Annotated in this window: 22 protein-coding genes; 11 read left to right on the top strand and 11 right to left on the bottom strand. The window is 63.9% G+C overall.

Features of this window, described 5'->3' with window-relative positions; all coding sequences use genetic code 11:
* Nucleotides 1-3: 3 nt before the first annotated feature.
* The 5 genes from WBR68_RS05445 to WBR68_RS05425 all read right to left on the bottom strand — a co-directional run bounded on the left by WBR68_RS05445 (nucleotide 4) and on the right by WBR68_RS05425 (nucleotide 4,295).
* Nucleotides 4-921 (bottom strand): aldo/keto reductase, encoded by a 918-nt coding sequence (locus WBR68_RS05445; protein ID WP_230693669.1) that lies wholly within the window; start codon nucleotides 919-921, stop codon nucleotides 4-6.
* A gap of 68 nt (nucleotides 922-989) precedes the next feature.
* Nucleotides 990-1,700 (bottom strand): Bax inhibitor-1/YccA family protein, encoded by a 711-nt coding sequence (locus tag WBR68_RS05440; protein ID WP_050447648.1) that lies wholly within the window; start codon nucleotides 1,698-1,700, stop codon nucleotides 990-992.
* 119 nt (nucleotides 1,701-1,819) lie between these two features.
* Nucleotides 1,820-2,239: a hypothetical protein gene (locus WBR68_RS05435; RefSeq protein ID WP_127183751.1), complete on the bottom strand. Its 420-nt coding sequence runs from the start codon at nucleotides 2,237-2,239 to the stop codon at nucleotides 1,820-1,822.
* Nucleotides 2,240-2,302: 63 nt separating this feature from the next.
* Nucleotides 2,303-2,764 carry a DNA polymerase III subunit chi gene (locus tag WBR68_RS05430; protein WP_230693668.1) on the bottom strand — a complete coding sequence of 154 codons (462 nt, stop codon included), beginning with the start codon at nucleotides 2,762-2,764 and terminating at the stop codon, nucleotides 2,303-2,305.
* Between the two features lie 22 nt (nucleotides 2,765-2,786).
* On the bottom strand, nucleotides 2,787-4,295 hold the full coding sequence (locus WBR68_RS05425; protein ID WP_230693667.1) for a leucyl aminopeptidase: 1,509 nt from the start codon (nucleotides 4,293-4,295) through the stop codon (nucleotides 2,787-2,789).
* Nucleotides 4,296-4,352: 57 nt separating this feature from the next.
* On the opposite strand from WBR68_RS05425, the gene lptF reads away from it, so the two are divergent.
* Nucleotides 4,353-5,462: an LPS export ABC transporter permease LptF gene (gene lptF, locus WBR68_RS05420; protein ID WP_230693666.1), complete on the top strand. Its 1,110-nt coding sequence runs from the start codon at nucleotides 4,353-4,355 to the stop codon at nucleotides 5,460-5,462.
* Nucleotides 5,463-5,554: 92 nt separating this feature from the next.
* On the opposite strand, the gene WBR68_RS05415 is transcribed toward lptF, so the two are convergent.
* On the bottom strand, nucleotides 5,555-6,475 hold the full coding sequence (locus WBR68_RS05415; RefSeq protein ID WP_050447653.1) for a LysR family transcriptional regulator: 921 nt from the start codon (nucleotides 6,473-6,475) through the stop codon (nucleotides 5,555-5,557).
* 214 nt (nucleotides 6,476-6,689) lie between these two features.
* Here WBR68_RS05415 and WBR68_RS05410 point away from each other — a divergent pair, with 214 nt between their 5' ends.
* The 4 genes from WBR68_RS05410 to WBR68_RS05395 all read left to right on the top strand — a co-directional run bounded on the left by WBR68_RS05410 (nucleotide 6,690) and on the right by WBR68_RS05395 (nucleotide 11,113).
* On the top strand, nucleotides 6,690-7,907 hold the full coding sequence (locus WBR68_RS05410) for an ABC transporter substrate-binding protein (RefSeq protein ID WP_050447654.1): 1,218 nt from the start codon (nucleotides 6,690-6,692) through the stop codon (nucleotides 7,905-7,907).
* Nucleotides 7,908-8,006: 99 nt separating this feature from the next.
* Nucleotides 8,007-9,500, top strand: coding sequence for a CoA-acylating methylmalonate-semialdehyde dehydrogenase (locus tag WBR68_RS05405; RefSeq protein ID WP_230693665.1), 1,494 nt, complete (start codon nucleotides 8,007-8,009; stop codon nucleotides 9,498-9,500).
* Nucleotides 9,501-9,596: 96 nt separating this feature from the next.
* Entirely contained in the window at nucleotides 9,597-10,541 is a 945-nt protein-coding gene (locus WBR68_RS05400; protein ID WP_050447656.1) for a CysB family HTH-type transcriptional regulator, read from the top strand.
* Between the two features lie 248 nt (nucleotides 10,542-10,789).
* A complete protein-coding gene (locus WBR68_RS05395; RefSeq protein WP_039883953.1) occupies nucleotides 10,790-11,113 on the top strand; it encodes a DUF2325 domain-containing protein in 324 nt (107 codons plus the stop codon).
* Between the two features lie 170 nt (nucleotides 11,114-11,283).
* Here WBR68_RS05395 and WBR68_RS05390 read toward each other — a convergent pair whose 3' ends face one another.
* Nucleotides 11,284-11,955 carry a C40 family peptidase gene (locus WBR68_RS05390; protein ID WP_050447657.1) on the bottom strand — a complete coding sequence of 224 codons (672 nt, stop codon included), beginning with the start codon at nucleotides 11,953-11,955 and terminating at the stop codon, nucleotides 11,284-11,286.
* On the opposite strand from WBR68_RS05390, the gene WBR68_RS05385 reads away from it, so the two are divergent.
* From WBR68_RS05385 to ltaE, 6 genes are all read left to right on the top strand, one after another.
* The gene (locus WBR68_RS05385) at nucleotides 11,871-14,129 is read left to right on the top strand and encodes a propionate--CoA ligase (RefSeq protein WP_342490491.1); all 2,259 of its coding nucleotides are present in this window, start codon (nucleotides 11,871-11,873) and stop codon (nucleotides 14,127-14,129) included. The genes WBR68_RS05390 and WBR68_RS05385 overlap by 85 nt on opposite strands.
* Entirely contained in the window at nucleotides 14,126-14,533 is a 408-nt protein-coding gene (locus WBR68_RS05380; RefSeq protein WP_006218075.1) for a heme-binding protein, read from the top strand. Before WBR68_RS05385 ends, WBR68_RS05380 begins: the two co-directional genes overlap by 4 nt.
* Nucleotides 14,534-14,571: 38 nt before the next feature.
* Entirely contained in the window at nucleotides 14,572-15,873 is a 1,302-nt protein-coding gene (locus tag WBR68_RS05375; RefSeq protein WP_230693688.1) for an MFS transporter, read from the top strand.
* A gap of 269 nt (nucleotides 15,874-16,142) precedes the next feature.
* Nucleotides 16,143-18,122, top strand: coding sequence for an acetate--CoA ligase (acs, locus tag WBR68_RS05370; protein WP_230693663.1), 1,980 nt, complete (start codon nucleotides 16,143-16,145; stop codon nucleotides 18,120-18,122).
* 145 nt (nucleotides 18,123-18,267) lie between these two features.
* Entirely contained in the window at nucleotides 18,268-19,155 is an 888-nt protein-coding gene (locus WBR68_RS05365; protein ID WP_230693662.1) for a DMT family transporter, read from the top strand.
* A gap of 57 nt (nucleotides 19,156-19,212) precedes the next feature.
* Nucleotides 19,213-20,223, top strand: a complete 1,011-nt coding sequence (ltaE, locus tag WBR68_RS05360; protein ID WP_230693661.1) for a low-specificity L-threonine aldolase — start codon at nucleotides 19,213-19,215, stop codon at nucleotides 20,221-20,223.
* Nucleotides 20,224-20,239: 16 nt separating this feature from the next.
* On the opposite strand, the gene WBR68_RS05355 is transcribed toward ltaE, so the two are convergent.
* From WBR68_RS05355 to WBR68_RS05340, 4 genes are all read right to left on the bottom strand, one after another.
* Nucleotides 20,240-20,584, bottom strand: a complete 345-nt coding sequence (locus WBR68_RS05355; protein WP_230693660.1) for an antibiotic biosynthesis monooxygenase family protein — start codon at nucleotides 20,582-20,584, stop codon at nucleotides 20,240-20,242.
* Nucleotides 20,581-21,684 (bottom strand): cytochrome, encoded by a 1,104-nt coding sequence (locus tag WBR68_RS05350; protein ID WP_230693659.1) that lies wholly within the window; start codon nucleotides 21,682-21,684, stop codon nucleotides 20,581-20,583. Before WBR68_RS05350 ends, WBR68_RS05355 begins: the two co-directional genes overlap by 4 nt.
* Nucleotides 21,685-21,755: 71 nt before the next feature.
* On the bottom strand, nucleotides 21,756-22,619 hold the full coding sequence (locus WBR68_RS05345) for an NAD-dependent epimerase/dehydratase family protein (protein WP_230693658.1): 864 nt from the start codon (nucleotides 22,617-22,619) through the stop codon (nucleotides 21,756-21,758).
* A gap of 76 nt (nucleotides 22,620-22,695) precedes the next feature.
* A complete protein-coding gene (locus WBR68_RS05340; RefSeq protein WP_050447664.1) occupies nucleotides 22,696-24,342 on the bottom strand; it encodes an electron transfer flavoprotein-ubiquinone oxidoreductase in 1,647 nt (548 codons plus the stop codon).
* Between the last annotated feature and the right edge of the window lie 50 nt (nucleotides 24,343-24,392).

Genomic DNA, 24,392 nt, shown 5'->3' with positions numbered 1-24,392 from the left:
GGCTTATGCCAGCAGGGCGGCGATGCGGTCGCGCATGGCCGCGTCGGGTTGCGGCCCGAACCCGGCCAGTGCGTTGTCCGCCATGTTCTTGGGTTTGGAGGTGGCGGGAATGACGGCGGTGACCGCCGGATGCCCGATGATGAATTTCAGGAAAATCTGCGCCCAGGAGGTGCAGCCGATGTCGGCTGCCAAACCGGGCAGGGCACGACCCCTGACCTGGCGAAACAGGGCGCCGTCCTGGAAGGGGCGGTTGATCAGCACTGCGACACCGTTGGCCTGGCAAGCCGGCAGCAGGCGCTTTTCAGCGTTGCGCGCGCCCACTGATAGATTGATCTGAAGAAAGTCGGGTTTTTCGCGTTCGACCAGTTCGGTCAGTTCGTCGTGGGCATGGTCCAGGTAGTGAGTGATGCCGACGTAACGGATGACGCCTTGCTGCTTCAGGTTGCGCAGCAGGCCCAGTTGATTGCGGGTGTCGATCAGGTTGTGGATCTGGATAAGGTCGAGTTTGTCGCGGCCCAGGTACTTTTGTGATGCGCGAATTTGCTCCATGGCGGCGTCGTGACCACGCGCGCCGATCTTGGTCGCCAGGAAGTACCGGCTGCCTTCGTCGCCCTGGCGCGCCAGCAGCGCTCCCACAACCGCCTCGGCCTGGCCGTAGCTGGGCGCGGTGTCGATCAGCGTGCCGCCCGCTTTGGCGAAGGTGTCCAGCACCTGCGCCAAGGGCTGCATGGCTGCTGCGTCATCGGGCGAGGTGTTGAAGGTGTCGGCAGTGCCCAGGCCGATGACGGGTATCTGTTCCTTCGTAGACGGAATGGAGCGCTTCAGCATGGCTTGCTTGGCGCTCAGGGCCTGGACGGCGCCCGCGGGTCCCAGCAAGGTGGCGCAGGCGGCGGTTTGGAGGAAGCGGCGGCGATCGTGCATGGGAGCGCTCCAAAGAAAAAGGCCTACATGCGAATGTAGGCCTTCAGTACTGAACTTGCGGGGCGCGATTACTCGCGGTTACCGCCGAAGATGCCCAGCAGCATCAGCAGGTTCGAGAAGACGTTGTAGACGTCCAGATAGATGGCCAGGGTGGCGGACACGTAGTTGGTTTCACCCCCATTGACCACGCGCTGCAGGTCAACCAGCATGAACGCCGAGAACACCAGGATGGCCATGACCGAGATGGTCAGCATCAGTGCGGGCATTTGCAGGAAGATGTTGGCCAGCGCTGCAACCAGGATCACGACCGCGCCGATGAACAGGAATTTCTGCATCCCGGACAGGTCGCGCTTGATGGTGGTGGCCAGTGTGGCCATCGTGCCGAACACGATCGCCGTGCCGCCGAATGCCGTCATGACAAGCTGCGAACCGTTGCTGAAGCCCATCACGAAGCCAAGCAGGCGCGACAGCATGATGCCCATGAAGAACGTGAAGGCCAGCAGCAGCACCACGCCCATCGAGTTGTTCTTGTTTTTCTCGATGGCGAACATCATGCCGAAGGCGCCCACCAGGAACACGATCGCGGAAAGGCCGGGGCTGGCGCCCATGACACGGTTGATTCCCGTGTAGAGGCCGACCGCCGCGCCCAGCACCGTGGGAATCAGCGAAAGGGCCAAGAGCCAATACGTATTGCGCAGCACCTGATTGCGCGCGACCTCGCCCGGCGCGCCAGCGACCGAGCCGGAACGGTTAAAAGGGGACGGACGATATTCGTTCATGGAGAACTCCTGTATGCGCCAAAAATAATTGCCTAGTAGGCTTAGAGGGGAAGGATACCTTACAGTTCCCTGAAGAATCCAGTTTTTGGAAGATTTAGACCCGCGGCCAGACTCCCTGTTTACCCAGGGCGGACCTCGTTCAATACCCGGGAAACGATACCCGGTAATTCGGCATCCATGCGCGTTTGGATCTGTTCAACGGCATCGGCCAGCGCGCGGCGCATCAATTGTTCGACCTCGGCTTGCAGTCGGGCGCTCAATACCGTTGCATCTGGCTGCGCCACGGTGGTTTGCGCGGCGGCGGCATGAACCGCTGCCGGGGCCTCGTCCACGTCCCAGTCCTGGCCATGGCCATCGGCGATGTCCGTCAGCAAAGGAAACGCATCGTCGGCGTCGGCGGCGGGGGCGTCGTCAGCCAATTCGGTCAGCACGGGGGGAACGCGGCCTTCAGTCTCAAGGGGCGGGCGCGGCGCGTAGAGCGTCGGTTCGGCCCGCTGGGTCAGTGTGGGGATGCCGGTGTCGTTGGAGCGAGAGGGCATGAGGGCTCCCAAGTATCAAAAACCCGCGGCGGGGACGATGCCCGCCGGGATGGATTGGGCTGGTCAGCCGCCGGTGGCTTGGCGGCTGAGGTCGTGGCTTAGCGGCGTGTGGCCCGCATTCTGATAGACGCGCCAGCGCTGTCGGGCGGCTTGCTTGTCGTCCGGGTCATCGGACACGATTTCAAGCAGGCGCTCGAAGGTGTCGAAGCCGGGCGGGCAATCGTTGTCCAGATTCAGCAGCCACAGCGGGGCGGCGTCCGCGCCCGCTGCGGCCTGGGCCGCCTGCTGCGGGTCTCCCGCCGTCAACACCACCGGCGTTTCGGGCGCCAGCGGGTCGTTGGCCAGCACGTGCGGCACGAACGAGGTGTCGTCAAAGGCCCACAGCATGCGGTCGAACGCGGCCAGCCGCGAACCGTCTTTACAGTACACCACCAGCCGCTGCCCTGCCAAAAAGCGCTTGCGCACCACCTGGCAGGCCATGCGCAAGCGGTCGGGCGCGCCGAAGGCGAAGTCGATCCGCGTCATGCCCGGTTCCGTTGCAAGCGCTTCAAACCTGGTCCAGCAGATATTGCATCAGCAGGGGCACGGGGCGGCCGGTGGCGCCCTTGTCCTTGCCGCCGCGCCAGGCGGTGCCGGCGATGTCCAGGTGGGCCCACGGGTAGGCCTTGGCGAAGCGCGACAGGAAGCACGCCGCGGTCACCGCGCCGGCCGGGGGGCCGCCGATGTTGGCCAGGTCGGCGAAGTTGGACTTCAGTTGTTCCTGGTAGGCGTCGTCCATCGGCATGCGCCACGCGGTGTCCAGCGACTTGCGGCCAGCCGTGGCCAAGGCCTCGGCCAGCGCGTCGTCTTTCGAGAACAAGCCGCTGTTGACGTGGCCCAGGGCCACAACGCAAGCGCCGGTCAGCGTGGCGATGTCGATCACGGCCGACGGCTTGAAGCGTTCGGCGTAGGTCAGGGCGTCGCACAGGACCAGGCGGCCTTCGGCGTCGGTGTTCAGGATCTCGATGGTCAGGCCGGCCATGCTGGTAACGACGTCGCCGGGCTTGTTGGCGGTGCCGCTCGGCAGGTTCTCGCAAGCGGGGATCAGGCCGACCACGTCCAGCGGCAGCTCAAGTTCGGCCAGGGCGCGAAACGATCCCAGCACGCTGGCGGCGCCGCACATGTCGTACTTCATTTCGTCCATGGTGGCGGCGGGCTTGAGCGAGATGCCGCCGGCGTCGAAGGTGATGCCCTTGCCAACCAGCACGATCGGGCCCTGAGCGCCTTTCGCGCCTTTCTTGGCGGTCTTGGCGCCGGCGTGGCGCAGCACGATGAAGCGCAGCGCTTCGGCGGAACCGCGCGCGACCGACAGGAAGGAACCCATGCCCAGCGCCTCGACCTGCTTGCGGTCCAGCACTTCGACCTTCAGGGATTTGAATTCGCGCGCCAGGCGCTTGGCGGTGTCGCCCAGGTAGGTGGGGGTGCAGATATTGCCGGGCAGGTTGCCCAGCGTGCGGGTCAGTTCCATGCCGTTGGCAATGGCGGCACCTTCGCGCAGGCCTTTCTGGGCCTGAGCCGCGTCGGCGCGCTCGACCACCTGGACGATCTTCTTGAGCTTGGGGCGGGCGTCGCGGTCGGGTTTGCCGAAGCTTGCGTCGTAGTGATAAGTGGCGGCGCCGGCCGCAATGGCGGCGCTGCGGGCGCGGGCAATGATGGCGACGTCGGCGACAGGGTTGGCGGCCAGCGTGGACACGCCTTCCGTCAGTTGGGCGCCCACGCAGACCGAGGCGAACGCCTGTTCGGCCGATGCGTGAACGCGGGCCGAATATTCTTCCTGCTTGCCCAGACCCACCAGCACCACACGCTGGGCGGTCACGCCGGGCAGCGTGCGCAGTGTCAACGTGGAGCCTGCGCGGCCGCGGAACTCGGTCTTGAGCACGGCGCGCACGGCGCCGTTGGAAGCGCGGTCGATGATGTCCGCGGCGGGGCTCAACACGCCATCCGCGTACACCCCGACAGCCAGGGCGGCGGTTTTAACCTGGTGCAGGGAAGCGGTGGTCTGTGTGCTAAATTCCATGAGGGTTTCCCGTGTGCGTCTGTGTATGATGCGGTCGATTATCCCGCATATTCTCCCATGTCTCTATTTAAACGCTCTGTCGTCAGCGAGATCACCAGTCACGCTGGCGTTGTCTTTTCCACGTTGCTCGTCGTGTGGCTCAGCGTGCTTCTCGTGCGCCTGCTCGGTGAAGCGGCGGGGGGCAACATCGGAGCCGACGTCGTGGTGGTGCTGGCCGCGCTGTCCACCATCACCGCCTTGCCGACCATTCTGGCCGTGTCCATTTTCATCGCGGTGCTGACGACCGTCACGCGCAATTACCGCGAATCCGAAATGGTGGTGTGGTTTGCCAGCGGCCTGTCGCTGGCCGACTGGCTACGGCCCGTGCTGCGCGTGGCCATTCCCGTGGCCCTGGCGGTGGCCGGCTTGACGCTGGTGGCCGCGCCGTGGGCCTACCGGCAGATTGGCGAATACCACGAACGGTTCGAGCAGCGTTCCGACCTGTCCAAAGTGACGGCCGGGCAGTTCGCGGAATCGTCCGGCGGCAGCCGCGTGTTCTTCTCGGAAGACCCGGTCAAGCCCACCGACGAATTGGGCAACGTGTTCGCGCGTGAAACCGGGCCTGAATGGTTGAGCGTGCTGACGGCTAGCAGCGCGCACAGCGAAACCCTGCCCAATGGCGACCGCTTCCTGGTGCTGGGCGAAGGCCATCGCTATGACCTCAAGCCGGGTACGCCTGAAATCCGCCTGGTGCACTTCGAAAAGTACGGTTTGCGCCTGGAAAGCAAGGCGGGTGAAGACCCCATCGGCGAAGCCCGCGCCGCAGCCGAGCGCTCGTCGAAGGCGCGCGCCACCATGCAACTGATCGCGGATGACACCGACAGCAGTTGGTCGCAGGTCATGTGGCGCATTTCGTTGCCGCTGGCCGCGCTCAACCTGGCGCTGCTGGCCATTCCCCTGGGGGCGGTGAACCCGCGCCTGGGGCGTTCGGGAGATTTGCTGATTGCCGGCCTGGTGGGCTTGCTTTACATGAACATGATCAACCTGTCGCGCGCCTGGATTTCCAACGGCAAGCTCAGCTTTGGCGTGGGGGTGTGGGCAATCCATGGCGTGGTGGCCTTGCTGACCGTGTTTCTGCTGATGCGCCGTCTGCGGGTCAAGGCGCCCAAGAGCGCGACCCCGGCTTAAGGCCGGGCAAGACGCCGAAAAAGCAAGATGCAAGGGGCCGGTTTCCGGTCCCTTTGCTTTATGGCGGGTACTTCACCGAGGCGGGTACTTCATCACGGCAGGTACTTCATCGTGCCGCGCTTGCCCGCCAGCAGGTCGGCGTTCTTCAGCACCGACTTGCGGATGAATTCCCACAGGGCCGTCACGCGCTTGAGCTTGCGCAGGTCTTCGTGGCAGTACATCCAGAAAGAACGGGTGATCTCCACTTCCTTTTCCAGCACGGGCTTCAAGCGTGGATCCTGCGCGGCAATGAAGCAGGGCAGGATCGCCAACGACTGCCCTTGCAGCGCCGCATGGTATTGCGCCACCACGCTGGTGCTGCGCAAGACCACATTGCTGGCGGGCAGCAGGTCTTCCAGGTAGCGCAGTCGTTCGCTGAACAGCAGTTCGTCCACATAGCCGATGAAGGTGTGCTGGGCCAGATCCGCGCGCGTGGCAATCGGCGGGTGGCGCGCCAGATACCCCGGCGTTCCGTATAGCCGCAAGGTGTAATCGCACAGCTTGCTGCACACATAGGGGCCGCGCTGCGGGCGTTCGATGGTGATGGCCAGGTCGGCCTCGCGCTTTGACAGGCTGACAAAGCGCGGCACGGGCAGGATGTCCAGGGTGATGTGCGGATAGCGGCGCTGGAAGTCGGCGGCCAGCGGCGTTAGCACATAGCTGCCGAACCCCTCGGTGGCGCCGATACGCACATGCCCCGACAAGGCCTGGCCGATGCCTGACAGGTTTTCGCGGGCGGTATGCACGGTGCTTTCCATCTGCTCGGCATGCACGAAAAGGCGCTGGCCGTCGTCCGTCAGCATGAAGCCCGCGCTGCGGGACTTTTCAAACAGCAAGGTGTCCAGCTCTGCCTCCAGCGCACGAATGCGGCGCGACACCGTGGTGTGTTCCACCCCCAGCTTGCGCGCGGCGGCGCTGACCCGCTGCGTTCGGGCGACTTCCAGGAAGTACCGCAGGCTATCCCAATCCAACACGATTTCGCTCTCCGCAGGCCCTTCGCCAACAGGGGCGCGAGGCAATTTTCTTATTGTGCATGAATGCACAAGGAATGTGCATTTCTGGTGTTGCTTGTTGATTTTCACACATCTACACTGGGTCGGCTGGCCTCGGGGAATGCCCCCGGGAGCCGCAGGCCGCAAAGACGGCATATCGCTACGACTCAGCGCATAACACTCAGGAGACAAATCCATGAAATTGCACGCACGCGGGCTGGCCGCAGGCTTGTGTCTGGGCGCTTTATTGGTAAGCCAGGCGCAGGCGGCCGACAAGCCGCCAGTGAAGATCGGCATTCTGACGGATATGTCCGGCACCTATGCCGGGATGGGCGGGCCGGGTTCGGTGGCGGCGGCGCAATTGGCCATCGACGACTGCCTGGCCGCGGAATGCAAGGGCATGAAGATCGAACTGGTGTCCGCCGACAACCAGAACAAGGCGGACGTGGGTGCGGCGAAAGCGCGTGAATGGTTTGACCGCGATGGCGTGACGGCCATTGCCGACCTGACCAATTCGGCCGTGGCGCTGGCGGTGCAGGGCATTGCGCGCGAGAAGAACAAAGTGGTGATGTTCTCGGGTCCGGCCACCACGGCGCTGACCAACAAGGAATGCTCGCCCGTTGGCTTCCATTGGATGTTCGACACGTATTCGCAGTCCGCGGGCGGCGCCAAGGCCACCGTGCGGGCAGGCGGTAAGTCCTGGTACTTCATCACCGTGGACTATGCGTTCGGGCATTCGCTGGAAGCGGACACGGCCAAGGCGGTGAAGGCGCTGGGCGGTACGGTTGCCGGCAACGTTCGGCATCCCTTGAACGCGCCGGATTTTGCGTCGTACCTGTTGCAGGCGCAAAGTTCGAAGGCGCAGGTCGTGGCGCTGGCCAACGGTGGCCAGGACACCGTCAACGCGGTCAAGCAGGCGCGTGAATTCGGCATTGTTGAAGGCGGGCAGCGCCTGGTGTCCTTGTTGATCTTCCTGTCGGACCTGCGTGCCTTGGGCCTGGAAAACGCGCAAGGCCTGTCGTATGTGGACGGTTTTTACTGGGACTACGACGATGCATCGCGCCAATGGGCCGCGCGTTTCGAAAAGGCCTTCCGTGGCCTGAAGCCCACGATGACGCAGGCGGGCGTGTATTCCAGCGTGCTGCATTATCTGCGCGCGACGGCTGCCGCCGGCAGCACCGACGGCAAGGTGGTGGCCGACAAAATGCGTGAAATGCCCATCAAGGACCCGATCATGCGCAATGCATCGATCCGCCCCGATGGCCGCGTGATCCACGACATGTACCTGTATGAAGTGAAGAAGCCCGCGGAATCCAAGGGCGGCTGGGACTATTCCAAGCTGATCGCCACCATTCCGGCGGCCGAAGCCTTCCAGCCCCTGGCCGACTCAAGTTGCCCGCTGGTGAAGAAATAAGCCCGGCGCGCCGGCTTGGGCCCCTGTCCGGCCGGCGCACCGCAAGATCCAAGAACGCGGATTCCATCCGCATCGTCTACGCAGTGTGAGGAGCATCAAATGAGTGAAGTCCCCCGCGTTCCGCTATTGATCGGCGGCAAGCTCGTGCAGTCCAAATCCACCGAATGGCGCGACGTGATCAACCCCGCCACCCAGGAGGTCGTTGCCAAGGTGCCGTTCGCCACGCGCGAAGAGCTGGACCTGGCCGTCTCCAACGCCAAGGAAGCCTTCAAGACCTGGCGCAACAGCGGGCAGGGCACGCGGATGCGCGTCATGCTGAAGTTCCAGGAACTGCTGCGCGCCAACACCGGCAAGCTGGCCGAGATGATTACGCGTGAACATGGCAAGACGCTGCCCGACGCCGAAGGCGAAATCGGGCGCGGCCTGGAAGTGGTTGAACACGCCTGCTCGATCGCCAACCTGCAACTGGGTGAGTACGCCGAAAACGCCGCGTCCGGCATCGACGTCTACACCCTGATCCAGCCGCTGGGTGTTTGCGCGGGTATCACCGCGTTCAACTTCCCGGTGATGCTGCCTTGCTTCATGTTCCCGATTGCCGTGGCTTGCGGCAACAGCTTCGTGCTCAAGCCGTCTGAACAGGATCCGACCGCGTCGCTGTTCCTGGCCCAATTGGCGCTGGAAGCCGGCCTGCCCCCGGGCGTGCTGAACGTGGTGCATGGCGGCCCTGACACGGCCAACGGCCTGTGCGAACACCCCGACATCAAGGCGGTGTCGTTCATTGGTTCGACCCGCGTGGGCACCGAGATCTACAACCGCGCATCGGCCGCGGGCAAGCGTTGCCAGTCGATGATGGGCGCCAAGAACCATTGCGTGATCCTGCCGGACGCGGATCCCGAAGTGGCGTTGAACCAACTGGTGGGCGCGGCTTTCGGCGCCGCCGGCCAGCGCTGCATGGCCTCGTCGGTGGCCGTGCTGGTGGGCGATGCCCGCAACTGGCTGCCCGATTTCGTCGAGCGCTCGAAGAAGCTCAAGGTCAATTCCGGCACGGACCGCGAAGCCGACCTGGGCCCGCTGGTGTCGCCCAATGCCAAGAAGCGCGTGGAAAGCCTGATCCAGAAGGGCGTGGACGAAGGCGCCAAGCTGCTGCTGGATGGCCGCAACCTGAAGGTGTCGGGCTTTGAGCAAGGCAACTTCGTGGGCCCGACGATTTTTGACGGCGTCAATGAAGACATGACCATCTATACCGAAGAAATTTTCGGACCGGTCTTGTGCTGCGTGGGTGTGGAAACGCTGGAAGACGCGGTGGCCTTCATCAACCGCAATCCCAACGGCAACGGCGTTGCGCTGTTCACGCAGGATGGCGGCGCGGCGCGCTATTTCCAGAACAACATCGATGTGGGCCAGGTCGGCATCAACGTGCCGATTCCCGTGCCGGTGGCTTGGTTCAGCTTCACGGGTTCGCGCGGCTCCAAGCTGGGCGACTTGGGCCCCAACGGCAAGCAGGCCGTGCAGTTCTGGACGCAGACCAAGACGGTTACCGCCCGCTGGTCGGCTCACGCCAAGACGGTGAACACCACGATCTCGATGCGCTGAAAGGAGGGACGCCTTGCTCCTAAGCTTATACAAATAAGTCATATAGTGAGGCGTCCTTATTACTTATAATTGGCCGATCTATCAGGGGCCAATTCAATGAACCTCCAGCAATTTCGTTTTGTGCGTGAAACCATCCGGCGCGACTTCAACCTGACCGAAGCCGCCCGGATGCTCTATACCTCGCAGCCTGGAGTTTCCAAGGCCATCATCGAATTCGAAGACGAGCTGGGCATCAAGATCTTCGAACGCCACGGCAAGCGCATCAAGGGCCTGACCAAGCCCGGCTTGGCGGTATCGCAAGTGATCGACCGCATCATGCGCGAAGTCGACAACCTGAAAAAAGTCAGCGATGAATTCGCCCGGCGCGACGAGGGCGGCCTGGTCATCGCCTGCACCCACACTCAAGCACGCTACCTCTTGCCCCGCGTGATCCCCGCGTTCCGCAAGCAATTTCCCAAAGTACATTTGTCGCTGGCTGAAGGCAGCCCGGCGCAACTGGCGGAAATGGTCTTGCATGAGCAGGCCGATCTGGCGCTGGCGACCGAGTCGCTGGCGCTGACGCCGGGCCTGGCCACCTTGCCCGTCTATGCCTGGGAACACACCGTGGTGGTGCGCCCGGACCATCCGCTGGCGGAATTGACGTCCAGCGCCGCCAAGCGCCTGTCGCTGGCGCAACTGGCGGAACACCCCATCGTGACCTATGACCGCGCGTTCACGGGCCGCAGCACCATCGACGAGGTATTCGCCAACCAGGGCATCCACCCCGACATCGTGCTGGAAGCCATTGATGCCGACGTGATCAAGACCTACGTGGATGTAGGGCTGGGTATCGGCATCATCGCCGGCGTGGCCTATGACCCGCGTCGCGACTCGAACCTGGTCGGCCTGCCGGTGGGGCATCTGTTCGGCACGCACACGACGCGCGTGGGCGTGAAATCGGGCGTGTTCCTGCGCGACTACGTCTACACGTTCCTGGAAATGTTGGCGCCCTCGCTAACGCGAGCGGTCGTGTCCGCTGCCGTGCAAGGCGTGCCGAAATAGGCTTGATACCCGGTTGCGATCCAATCAGCGCGGCGTCTTCGGACGCCGCGTTTTTTTTGCGCCGGCGGGCGGGGCCGACATGGCGCGACCAGCCGTACAGCCGCGAGTTCCCTGGCCGATAGCAAATCTCACTATCCCCTGGGACAAGCTCATATAAATAATTAAATAAGAACCGATCTCATTTAAGTTGACTAAAAAATAGGAATCATTATCATTACATCCAGGCTCAACGACCAGTGAGGTTCATCATGACGGCAGGACTCAGTGCAGTAGTGGTTGGGGCAGATCGACTGGGTAATATTCCGGATCTGCTCAAAGGACACAACATTTCGATCACGCATCACATCAGCGGCCGTGATCCCTCGCATCAGAAGAAAACGCTGCAATTGCCTTCGGGCACGCAACTGGTCATTTTGCTGACCGACTTCCTGGGCCACAACGTCATGAAGACCTTTCGCAACGCCGCGCAGCGTGGCGGCATCCGGGTCGTGGCTTGTCGCCGTTCGGTATGCAGCATGCAGCAAGCCCTGCAGCAGTGTGGTCTGTGCTCACGTGCGGGCACCGTGCACTGAATCCGTAGCTTGTCGCTGGACCATAAGAACTGGGGAGGCCGAAACGGCCTGTGGCCTTGAGGCCGCGAAGAGCAATCAAAAACGCCGTCAGGCCAAAGTCTGACGGCGTTTTGCTTTTGGGGGATGGCGTTCCGGCAGCCGCTTGTGCGAGCATGCCGAAAGCAGCGCGATCAGTTGGCGGCGCGGGCCGATGCCATCAGCGTGTTGTCAAGGCGGCGAGCGCCGTTGTAGCGCTTGGACCAGTAGGCCATGGTCATGCTTTCCACGCGCACGACGCCACCGGCGCTGGGCGAGTGTACGAAGCGGTCGTCGCCCAGGTAAATGCCCACGTGCGAATAGCGGCGGCCCATGGTGTTGAAGAAGACCAAGTCGCCGGCTTTCAATTCGTTCTTGGCGACCGAGACGCCTTGCCGGGCCATTTCGGCGGCGTTGCGCGGCAGTTTCAAACCCAGGGAGCGTTCAGCGGAGTACGAGACCAAGCCGCTGCAATCAAAACCGGTTTCAGGAGAGCTGCCGCCGAAGCGGTAGCGGATGCCCAGGTAGTTCAGGGCTTCGCTGACCATGGCGTTGTCGCCGCTATTGGCGCCGGCGTTGCCGGCACTGCGGCCTTGGCGATCGCGCTTGAATTTTTGCGTCACCAGCATGCCGATGGGGTCATCGGCGGTGGCGACCCATTCCATTTCGTACGGATCAATCTCGGACGTATGGGCGGTTGACTTTTGCCCGGTGCCTGCACAACCTGCCAGACTCGCTACACATGCCATCAGCGCGAGCGTATGCAGACCGCGCTTTGCCTGGCCAGTGGATGAATAGAATCGCGCGAGTATGGAGTGTCGATGCATTCGCCTGGGATGACCTGCTTTTTCACAGCAAAAAGCACGGAATTAGCCGTGGATTGGGCCGAAATGTCAGCAGAATCAACAATTATCTACAACTTCGCGGGCATTCTACCAAACTTTTATTACTAATCAGTGCCAGATCAGTAACGTTCCGTGCCGCGTGGAAATTTGGAAGAATATTTTTGACTTGTGGCAAGCCTCGTGCAAGGTTTGCCTACCAAAATGACCGAAAGATTCGCAAGAAATCAATCCGCCTTAAGGCGTACGAACAATACCAGGAGACACAAATGCAAAAAACTCGGGATTTCCATTACAGATCATTGCATGACCGGGATGCCTTCTGGCGTGAGGAGGCGGGACGCATCCATTGGGATACGCCTTTTCAGTCTGTCCTGGATTTCTCTCGGCCGCCATTCGCCAAGTGGTTCGTGGGCGGAACGACCAATCTTTGCTACAACGCGGTCGACCGCTGGTTGCCGACCCAGGGCGATCAACCCGCGCTGATCTGGGTGTCCGCCGAGGTGGAACAAGAACGCGTCTACACCCGGCAAGACGTATACGAAGAAGTCAACGCGGCTGCCGCCATGCTTAAGGAACTGGGGGTGGGGCGCGGTGACCGCGTGCTGCTGTACATGCCGATGGTGCCGGAAGCCGTGTTCACGATGCTGGCCTGCGCCCGGATCGGCGCAGTGCATTCGGTGGTGTTTGGCGGATTTGCGTCCGTCAACCTGGCCCAGCGCATCGACGACGCCGCGCCCAAGGTTGTGGTGTGCACCGACGGCGGGTCGCGCGGCGGCAAGGTGGTGCCGTACAAGCCGTTGTTGGACAAGGCCTTGAGCCTGGCGAAGTCGCCGCCCGTCTCGGTGGTGGTGTTTGATCGCGGCCTGGCGCCGTTCGAACCCGTGGCCGGACGCGATCTGGATTACGCCACCTTGCGCGCGCGCCACCACGGCGCCCGGGTGCCGGTGCAATGGCTGGAATCGTCCGAGCCCAGCTACATCCTTTACACGTCCGGCACCACTGGCAAGCCCAAGGGCGTGCAGCGCGACACGGGCGGCTATGCGGTCGCGCTGGCGTCGTCCATGGAATACCTGTTCAACGGCCGCGCGGGCGATACGTTCTTTTGCACCAGCGACATCGGCTGGGTGGTCGGCCATTCCTATATTGTTTATGGCCCCTTGATCGGTGGGCAGGCCACGGTGCTGTATGAAGGCACGCCGGTGCGTCCCGATGGCGCCATTCTGTGGAAGCTGGTGGAGCAGTTTGGTGTGAATACCCTGTTCTCCGCGCCCACCGCCGTGCGAGTGCTCAAGCGGCAGGACCCCGCGCTGCTCAAGCGCCATGACCTGTCCAGCCTGCGCGCGGTATATCTGGCCGGTGAACCCTTGGACGAGCCGACCGCCACCTGGATTTCAGAGGGGCTGGGCAAGCCCATCATCGACAACTACTGGCAGACCGAATCCGGCTGGCCGATCCTGTCCGCGCAGCCGGGGGTTGAGAACGTGCCGACCCGATTCGGCAGTCCTTCATTTCCTGTCTACGGCTTTGACGCGCGCATCGTCAGCGAGGCCACGGGCGAAGATCTGGGGGCCGACGAAAAGGGCGTGGTCGCGATTGTGCCGCCGCTGCCCCCGGGCGCCATGTCCACGATCTGGGGCGACGACGCGCGCTTCGTACAGACGTATTTCACGTCGATTCCCGGACGGCAGGTGTATTCCACGTTCGACTGGGGGCGGGTGGATGCCGATGGTTATTGGTTCATCCTGGGCCGTACCGACGACGTGATCAACGTGGCCGGCCACCGGCTTGGCACGCGAGAGATCGAGGAATCCGTCAACAGCCACAGCGGAATTGCCGAATGCGCGGTGGTGGGCGTGGCGGATGCCTTGAAGGGCCAGGTGGCCATGGCGTTCGCCGTGTTGAAGAATCCCGCCGGAGCCGAGACGCCCGACGGGGCAAAGCAGCTGGAAGGCGATATCATGCGGCTGGTGGAAGATCAGCTGGGAGCGGTGGCAAGACCCGCCAGGATCCGGTTTGTGGGCGCATTGCCCAAGACCCGTTCGGGCAAGGTGTTGCGCCGTGCGATCGTCGCAGTATGCGAAGGCCGCGATCCCGGAGACCTGACGACCATTGAAGACCCATCCGCCCTGGAACAGATCAAGGAGTCGTTGCAATGAATACCAAACCCGTGCTGAGCGCCGAAGACGTCAAGAAGATCCTCGCCGCGGCCGAAGCACACGCCGTGCAGAACAAGTGGGCCGTGACCATCTCGGTGGTCGATGACGGCGGCCACCTGCTTGGCATGCTGCGTCTGGATGACGCGGCCCCCATCTCGGCGCACATCGCGCCCGCCAAGGCCAAGACCGCCGCGCTGGGCCGCCGCGAATCGCGTATCTACGAAGAGATGATCAACAATGGCCGCGTGTCGTTCCTGTCGGCGCCGCTGATCGAAGGCATGCTGGAAGGCGGCGTGCCGGTCACCGTCAACGGCCATGTGGTGGGCGCCGTCGGCGTGTCGGGCGTGAAGTCGACCGAAGACGTGCTGATCGCGCAAGCGGGCATTGCCGCGCTGGGCCTGTGAGCCAGACGCAATTGCCGGAACCGCCCGCGGGCGGTTCCATGCCTGAAGTCGGGGCAGGGGGCGCGAGCCCTCTGAACCCCGGCGTGGCTAAACGCGAAGTCTGGGCCTGGGCCATGTACGACTTCGCGAATTCCGGCTACACCACCGTCATTCTCACGGCGGTGTTCAGCACCTATTTTGTTGGCGTGGTCGGCGGGCGCGCCCCGTGGGCCACGCTGGCCTGGACGGCGGCGCTGTCGCTGTCCTACCTGCTCATCATGCTGACGATGCCCACGCTGGGCGCGCGCGCCGACGCCAGCGGCAGCAAGCGTCGTCTGCTGTATTCCAGCACCATCGGCTGCGTGGCCGCCACCTTGGTGCTGACGCAGGCCGGCCCCGGCGACGTGTGGCTGGCGCTGGCCGCCATTGTGGTGTCCAACTATTGCTACTGCGTGGGGGAATCCGTGGTGGCGGCATTCCTGCCCGAGCTTGCCCGCCCGGCCGCGCTGGGCCGCGTATCGGGCTGGGGCTGGAGCTTCGGTTATTGCGGCGGCATGCTGACGCTGGGCTTGTCGCTGGTGGTGGTGACATCGGCCGAAGGCCGTGGCATGACGGCGGAACATTTCGTGCCCTGGGTCATCGTCGTCACCTGCACGGTGTTCGCGTTGGCGGCGCTGCCGTCGTTCTTTCTGCTGAAAGAGCGCGCGCGGCCGCAGGCGGTCAAGCCACAAGCGCTGCACATGTTGAAGCGCCTGGCCTACGCCTGGCGCGAAACCGGCCAGCACTTTCCCGAATTTCGCCGCTTGCTGATGTGCATTGCCTGCTATCAGGCGGGTATATCGGTCGTCATTACGCTGGCCGCTGTTTACGCCTCCGAAGTCATGGGGTTCACCACGCCGCAGATCATGCTGCTGGTGTTCACGGTGAATATCGGCGCCGCCGTGGGAGCGTTCTCGTTCGGTTATGTGCAAGACCGCATCGGCCACAAGCCGGCGCTGGCCATCACCTTGTGCGGCTGGATCGTGATGGTGCTGGTGGCGTATTCGGCCGTGACGGCGCCGGTGTTCTGGGTGGCCGCCACGTTGGCGGGGCTATGCATGGGCACCACCCAAAGCGCAGGCCGCGCCATGACCGGCGCGCTGGCGCCTGCCGGCCGCCTGGCCGAGTTCTATTCGCTGTGGACCTTTGCCGTGCAACTGGCCGCGGTGATCGGGCCGTTGACCTACGGCATCGTCACCTGGGCTACGGATGGCAACCATCGCCTGGCCATCCTGGTGACCGGCGTGTTCTTCGTGGGCGGGCTCATCCTGTTGTCGCGCGTGGATATGAAGCGCGGCCTGGCGCGGCGTCCCGCCGTCTGAATCAACACCTGCGGCAGCCTGCCGTGGTGTTGATCGGGCTGCTATCCTTATGCACTGCCTTAAAGGCATCACGCGTGATGCGCGATGCCTTGCGTTGATTGCTCGGGCTCCGGCCCGGTTTTTGCGTAAGGTGCCCGTAAGAGCGTGGCGATACGGTGGTGGGTAGATAAGAAATGTCCCCGCGTCGTAATCCTTCACGAAGCTTGCGGTTCGGCGGCCAAGGCAAAACAGCGGCATCAACAACAAAATCACCGTTTGGAGACAAGATCATGTCGAATGCAATTGAGTCCGTCTTGGTAGAAACCCGTGTTTTCCCGCCGCCCGAACGCGCGGCCCAAGGCGCGGCGATTCCCAGCATGGACGCCTACAACGCGTTGTGCGCCCAGGTGGAAAACGATTTCGACGGCTTTTGGGCCGGCCAGGCCCGCGACAATCTGCAATGGACCACGCCCTTTACGCAAGTGCTGGATGAGTCCGACGCGCCGTTCTACCGCTGGTTCGGCGATGGTGAACTGAACGTGTCGGCCAACTGCCTGGACGTGCACCTGACCAACGGCAACGCCGACAAGACTGCAATCATCTTCGAAGGCGACGATGGTACGGTCAACAAGGTGACCTACCGCGAACTGCTGGCGCGCGTGTGCCGCTTCGCCAATGGCCTGAAGGACCTGGGCTACAAGAAGGGCGACCGCGCCATCATCTACATGCCCATGTCGATCGAAGCCGTGGTGGCCATGCAGGCCTGCGCGCGCCTGGGCGTGACGCACTCGGTGGTGTTCGGCGGCTTTTCGGCCAAGAGCCTGCAAGAGCGCATCGTGGACGTGGGCGCATCGCTGGTCATCACCGCCGACGAACAGGTGCGCGGCGGCAAGACCATTCCGCTCAAGCCCGCCGTGGAAGACGCCATCGCCATGGGCGGCTGCGAAGCCGTCGGCAAAGTGATCGTGTACCGCCGCACCGGCGGCAAGGTGCAGTGGAACGAAGGCCGCGACCTCTGGATGCATGAGGTCGAGGCCGGCCAGCCCGACACCTGCGAACCCGTGCCGGTCAACGCCGAACACCCGCTGTTCATCCTTTACACGTCCGGTTCCACCGGCAAGCCCAAGGGCGTGCAGCATTCGTCGGCAGGCTATCTGCTGTGGGCGCTGCTGACCGTGAAGTGGACTTTCGACGCCCGCAAGGACGACGTCTATTGGTGCACGGCCGACGTGGGCTGGGTTACGGGCCACACCTACATCACCTACGGCCCGCTGGCCGCCGGGTTGACGCAGGTGGTGTTCGAGGGCGTGCCCACGTACCCCAACGCCGGCCGCTTCTGGGACATGATCGCGCGCCACAAGGTCACCACGTTCTACACGGCGCCCACGGCCATCCGTTCGCTGATCAAGGCGTCGGAAACGACGCCGGACGCGCACCCGAAAAATTACGATCTGGACAGCTTGCGCATCATCGGCACGGTGGGTGAACCCATCAACCCCGAAGCCTGGATGTGGTATCACAAACACGTCGGCCGCGAACGCTGCCCGATCGTGGACACCTGGTGGCAGACCGAAACCGGTGGCCACATGATCACCCCCTTGCCGGGCGCCACGCCCACCAAGCCGGGTTCGTGCACGCTGCCGCTGCCGGGCATCGCCGCCGCCATCGTCGATGAAACCGGGGGCGACGTAGAAAAGGGCAATGGCGGGTTCCTGGTCATCAAGCGCCCGTGGCCCGCGATGATCCGCAACATCTGGGGCGACCCGGAGCGCTTCAAGAAAAGCTACTTCCCGTCGGAACTGCGGGGTTATTACCTGGCCGGCGACGGTGCTCAGCGCGATGCGGATGGCTACTTCTGGATCATGGGCCGCATCGACGACGTGCTGAACGTGTCGGGCCACCGCCTGGGCACGATGGAAGTGGAATCGGCCTTGGTGGCGCACGAACTGGTGGCGGAAGCCGCCGTGGTTGGCCGCCCGGACGACACCACCGGCGAAGCCGTGGTGGCCTTCGTGGTGCTCAAGCAGGCGCGTCCGGAAGGTGAAGAGGCGCAAGCTATCGCCAAGCAATTGCGTGACTGGGTCGCCAAGGAAATTGGCCCCATCGCCAAGCCCAAGGACATCCGCTTTGGCGACAACCTGCCCAAGACGCGTTCGGGCAAGATCATGCGCAGACTGCTCCGCGTGGTGGCCAAGGGCGAGGAAGTCACGCAGGACGTGTCCACGCTGGAAAACCCCGCCATTCTCGAGCAATTGGCCAAGCCGCTGTAAGTAAGTGCGATCGGCCATAAGCGGCCGGTCTACCTCTTGGCGACAGGAGCATAATGTCAGACGCCCGCACCGGTAATCGCCGGTCCGGGCGTCTTTTCTTTTTCGTGCCCTTGTTTTTTTACTTTCACAAGACGGAGCCAACCACGTGAACGGCAGCAGTTTTGATCGCGCAGGACTTGCCCTGATGTTCAGCACCATCGTGGTCTGGGCGGGTAGCTGGATCGCGATGAAACTGATCGTGCCTTACATCGGCCCCTTCGACTTCGTGGCCTTGCGTTATGTGGTGGGCAGCCTGGTGCTGTTCGCGCTGGCCATTGCCACCCGCCGGCCGCTGGGCATGCCCCCATGGAAATTGACCCTGCTGATCGGGCTGACCCAGACGGCGGGATTCCAGGGCTTCGTGCAGACGGCGTTGGTGTCGGGCGGCGTGGGCAAGGTCTCGCTGATGGCCTACACCATGCCGTTCTGGGTGGTGCTGTTTGCGTGGTGGCTGCTGGGCGAGCGCCCGTCGGCCAAGCATGGCGTGGGTATTGGCCTGGCGGCGATCGGGCTGGTCTGTTTTGTTGAACCGTGGAACGGCCTGGGCGATATCCGCCCCGTGTTGCTGGGCCTGGGCAGCGGCCTGTGCTGGGGCGTGGGCACGGTGCTGTCCAAGCGCATGTTTGAATGCCACGCGCCCGACGTCATGACGTTCACCGCGTGGCAGATGCTGTTCGGCGGTCTGGTCATGGTGCCCGTGGCGTACCTGGTGCCGCAGATGACGGCGCAGTGGGATTGGCCGCTATGGACGGGCATGACCTACATCATCTTGATTGCCACGGCGGCGGGTTGGCTGCTGTGGTTGCAGGTAGTGCGCCGCGTGCCCGCTTCGATTGCGGGCCTGTCCAGCCTGGGTGTGCCCGTGGTTGCCATGCTGCTGGCCTGGGCGATTCTGTCCGAGACCCCCACGCTGGTCGAACTGGGCGGCATGGTGCTGATCCTGGCCGGCATCTTCGTGGTGAGCCGGGCCGCGCCCGCCGCCCGCGCATCCTGATTCCAAGCTTCCGACTTCCGTTCCCGATCCCCTCTCTTGCCTATCAAGGATTTTCCAATGATCGATCTGCGCAGCGACACCGTCACACGGCCCACGCCCGCCATGTTGCAGGCCATGGTTTCCGCCCCCCTGGGTGATGACGTGATGGGCGACGACCCCACCGTGATCCAGCTTCAGGCGGCGGTAGCCGAACGCGCCGGCAAGGCGGCGGGGCTGTTCTTTCCGTCGGGCACGCAAAGCAATCTGGCCGCGTTGATGGCCCATTGCGATCGCGGCGATGAATACCTGGTGGGGCAGTTGGCGCACACCTACAAGTACGAAGGCGGTGGCGCGGCCGTGTTGGGCAGCATCCAGCCCCAGCCCATCGAACACGCCGAAGACGGCTCGCTGCCGCTGGAGAAGCTGGCGGCGGCGGTCAAGCCACAGGACGATCCGCACTTTGCCCGTACCCGTTTGCTGGCTTTGGAAAACACCTTTCACGGCAAGCTGATTCCGGCCGGCTACATCCAGGCCGCCACGGATTGGGCGCGCAAGGAAGGCTTGGCGACCCATCTGGACGGCGCGCGCGTGTTCAACGCGGCGGTGGCCAGTGGCAAGCCATTGGTCGACATGTGCCAGCCCTTCGACTCGGTGTCCATCTGCTTTTCAAAAGGCTTGGGCGCGCCGGTGGGATCGGTGCTGGTGGGCAGCAAGGAACTGATCGCCCGCGCGTATCGCTGGCGCAAGGTGCTGGGCGGCGGATTGCGCCAATCCGGCGTGCTGGCGGCCGCCTGCCTGTATGCGCTGGAACATCACGTTGAGCGTCTGGCTGACGACCACGAGAACGCGCGGGCGCTAGCCGAAGGCTTGCGGGCTATTCCAGGCGTGAAGGTACTGAGCCAGGATACGAACATGTTGTTCGTGGAGTTCGAGCCATCCCGTTGCGATTCACTGACCGACGCGCTGGGCAAAGACGGCATTCTGATGCGCGCCGTCTATGGCGGCCCCACGCGCCTGGTCACGCACCTGGACGTGTCGGCTGATGACGTCCAGCGTGTGGTTCAGGCGGTGGCGCGCCACCTGGCCTGAACGGGGCGGGGCGGCATCAACCGTGTCGTTGGCGGCTGTCGGCGGGCGCCTGGTCTCGTTCAGCCATGCCGTAGTCGCGCAGTACCTGCGCAACGCGCAGCCGATAGTTCTGAAACACGCCGCCGCGTCCGGCTTCCTGGGCGCGGCGATGCGACTCCAGTGAACGCCAGCGCTTGACGGCGTCTTCATCGCGCCAGAATGACAGCGACAGCAGCTTGCCCGGCGTGCTCAGGCTTTGAAAGCGCTCGACCGAGAGGAAGCCATCGATGGTCTTGAGATCGTCGATCAGGCCAGCGGCAATGTCCAGATAGGGATCGGCGTTGCCGTTGGCGGGTTCAACTTCGAATATCACGGCGATCATGGGGTGGGTTCCTTTGAAAACGCAAACTGTGGCACGCGTGCATTGGGCAGCGGCCGATACCGGAAACGGGATGCCAGAGCGGCCGCGTCGGCTCCGGCTTGCAGCAAATGAAACAGCGCGTCCGCAGCGTGGCGGCGCGCAAGCCCTTGGCCGGGACAGGCGTGGCGTTGCGCGCCGAATGTCCAGCCGGCATCGGGCTGGACCGTTGCCGCCGCGGCCAATATCAGCAGCACGGTCTGGCCGGCCTCGATCCGCTGGCCGCACACCGAGATGGCGTCCGCCAGAAACCGCCGCGTGTTGTGCAGGGGCGGATCGTGGCGGATGACGTGGTCGACGATCGCGTCGGCGTCGGCGGGGACGGCATCGGCAGACACGCCGCGCCTGCCGGCATGGATCAGCGCGTTGCCCAGCAGCCCGGCGCCGGCTTCGCACGACTGAAACAACAGGCCGGCAAGGTTCGCCGCCAGCACGGCAGCGGGGATCTGCGCGCGGGCGCCGTCATCTCGCAGCTTGCGCAAGGCCGGGCCGGCGTCGGCGGCGAGCAGGAAGGATTCCAGGCGGCGTTGCAGCGCGTCGGCAGCGGCATGTCCGGCGGCTATCTGGTCCGCATCAGCGGTGGTGGGCAGGGCGGACAGGAACGTGGCAATCTGCGCAGCGCTATCGGCGTGCAGGGCGGGGGGCAGTCCCAGGAAGGCTGCTTGAGCATGCACGGGGGCGGCGGTCAGGTAGCGGTCTATGGCAGCGGCGTCCAAGGCCGGTATCGCGGGCCATCGCGGGGTACAGGCTTGCGTGCCTTGTTCCTGGATGTATGCCGCCAGCAAGGCCTTCAGCCGTGTGTGCATATCGCTGTCGTTCATGCGTACGAAGCGGCCGAACAGCGTGCCTGCGGGGCCGGCGCACAGGGCGCGCGGCACAGGTTCCGATGGCGGACGGACGCGCGCAGTTGGATTGCGCATCACGGCCGTGATCGTGTCAGGGTGGCTGGCGACCCAAAGGCCTAGCGCGTCGTCGTGGTACATGGGCTTCTCGCGCGCCAGCGCGGCGTAGTAGGGGTAGGGGTCGCCGTGCGTGACGGCAAGCAGGGGATGGGCGGGAAGCATGGCGTGGCCGGTAGGAGATCCGGCTGCCAGTATCTGCCCCCCGGGCATGCAACGATTCGATGCAGGCCGAACTATGCCTGCGACGTGCCTGGCTGGCGGGCGCCAGCGTCCGCCAGCAGCGCCGCGTAACCCTGGCGTGAATCCGGCCATTGCAGTGTGAAGCCGCTGGCGCGCAGCCGCCCGTTATTGAGCTTCTTGCTGCCCACATTCGCCGGGGCAGGGGCGACACGCGGCGCGGGCGCGCCAATCATGGCAGCGAGCTCGACATAGAGCGTGCGCAGCGGCAGCGGTGTGTCGTCGCACCCGATATACGCCGGTTCAACCTTGGGCAACAGCGCCAGATGCACCACGGCGGCGGCCGCGTCGTCGATGTGGATACGGTTGGCCCAATGTTCAGGCTGCGTCGGCGCGCCTGCCGCGCCGCTGCGCAGGCGCTCGATCAATTGCAGCCGGCCGGGTCCATACAGTCCGGCCAGCCGCAGCGCGGTAGACGACAGGCCGCGCGCGGCCAGCGCGGCTTCTGCTTCAAGCAGAATCTGGCCGTTGAAGCCTTGCGGCGCGGGCGGCGTATCTTCGGTGACCCAGTCGCCATGGTGTTCGCCATACACGGCGCTGGATGACACGAACACCACGCGCTTTAACTGCGACGTATCCAACACGTTCAGCACGTTCTGCAAGCCATCGATGAAGACGCCGCGATACAAGGCCGGGTCGCGCCCACCGGGGGCGGGCAGATGGATCAGCCGCGTGACGCCGGCCGGTAATTCGGGCAGCGTATCCGCGCGCGTAATGTCGCCTTGCAGCCATTGGATGCCGCTGTCGTCGGTGGGCGGGTGGCGGCGCAGCGCGGTCACCTGGTCGCCACGCGCCAGGAAGCGCCGGGCCACGCGCTGGCCGAGGTCGCCACAGCCGATGAGAAGTACGCGTTCAGTCATGATGCCGCCTTGGTTCGTGAAAAAGGCGCCCCGGAAGGCGCCTTGAGGCAGGGCGTTGAACAACCCTGGCCGGGATTTACATGCCGCTGTAGACGGGCCCTTCGCCGCCTTGCGGGGCTACCCAGACGATGTTCTGGGTAGGGTCTTTAATGTCGCAGGTCTTGCAGTGCACGCAGTTCTGCGCGTTGATCTGCAAACGGTCTTCGCCGTGGTCGTCCTTGATGAATTCGTACACGCCGGCCGGGCAGTAACGCGATTCCGGCCCACCGTACTTGGCCAGGTTCACCTGCACCGGCACCGACGGATCCTTCAAGGTCAGGTGGATGGGCTCGTTTTCTTCGTGGTTGGTATTCGAAATGAACACCGAGCTGAGCTTGTCGAAGGTGAGCTTGCCATCGGGCTTCGGGTAGTCGATGCGCGCGCATTCGGAAGCCGGTTGCAGACAGGCGTGGTCGGGCTTGTTGTGGCGCAGGGTCCAGGGCATCTTGCCCTTGAGCAGCAGTTGCTCCACGCCCGTCATCAGCGTGGCGATGGTGCGGCCCTTCTTGAACCACTGCTTGAAGTTGCGCGCCTTGTTCAATTCCGCGTGCAGCCACGATGCTTCGAAAGCCTTCGGATACGCGGCCAGCTCGTCTTGGCGGCGGTCGGCCAGCAGGGCGTCGAACGCGGCTTCGGCGGCCATCTTGCCCGACTTGATGGCGGCATGGCTGCCCTTGATGCGGGACGCGTTCAGGAAGCCGGCCTCGCAGCCGACCAGCACGCCGCCCGGGAACGTCAGCTTGGGCAAGGACATCAAACCGCCCGCCGTGATGGCGCGCGCGCCGTAGGCAATGCGCTTGCCGCCTTCGAAGGTGCCGCGGATGGCGGGGTGCGTCTTGTAGCGTTGGAATTCGTCGAACGGCGACAGCCAGGGGTTGGCGTAGTCCAGGCCGACGATCATGCCCACGGCCACCAGGTTGTTGTCCAGGTGGTACAGGAACGAACCGCCGTAGGTGTCGGAATCCAGCGGCCAGCCGGCCGTGTGGATGACGAGGCCGGGCTTGGATTGCGCCGGGTCGACTTCCCACATTTCCTTGATGCCGATGCCGTAGGACTGCGGGTTGCGGCCGTCGTCCAGCTTGAAGCGTTCGATCAGTTGGCGGCCCAGTTGGCCGCGCGAGCCTTCGCCGAACACGGTGTAGCGGGCATGCAGTTCCATGCCGGGCTGGTAGTGGTCGGTGTGCGTACCGTCGCGGGCCACGCCCATGTCGCCGGTGGCCACGCCGCGCACGGCGCCGTTTTCGTCGTACAGCACTTCAACCGCGGCGAAGCCGGGGAAGATGTCCACGCCCAGCGCCTCGGCTTGCTCGCCCATCCATTTGACGACGTCGCCCAGGCGGACGATGTAGTTGCCCTCGTTGTGGAAACAGGGCGGCAGCATCCAGTTTGGCGTGGTGCGCGCGCCGGTCTGGGACAGGAACATGAACTTGTCCTGCGTGACCGGCACGGTCAGCGGCGCGCCTTTTTCTTTCCAGTCGGGGATAAGTTCGGTCAGCGCCAGCGGGTCCATGACGGCGCCGGACAGGATGTGTGCACCCAGTTCCGCGCCTTTCTCCAGGACGCACACGCCGATTTCCTGATTCTTTTCAGCGGCCAGCTGCTTTAGACGGATTGCGGTGGCCAAGCCGGCGGGTCCACCGCCAACCACGACCACGTCATATTCCATCGACTCGCGTTCAGACATTTGCAAAGCTCCCCGTATGTATTCCATATTTGGCTGGAAGTATTATCGGC

Origin of the sequence: Achromobacter sp. JD-1 (assembly GCF_038594925.1) — a bacterium.
GTDB lineage: Bacteria > Pseudomonadota > Gammaproteobacteria > Burkholderiales > Burkholderiaceae_B > Achromobacter > Achromobacter spanius_C.
Note: the sequence above shows the minus strand (reverse complement) of the source record. Positions and strands in the feature narration are given on the sequence as shown.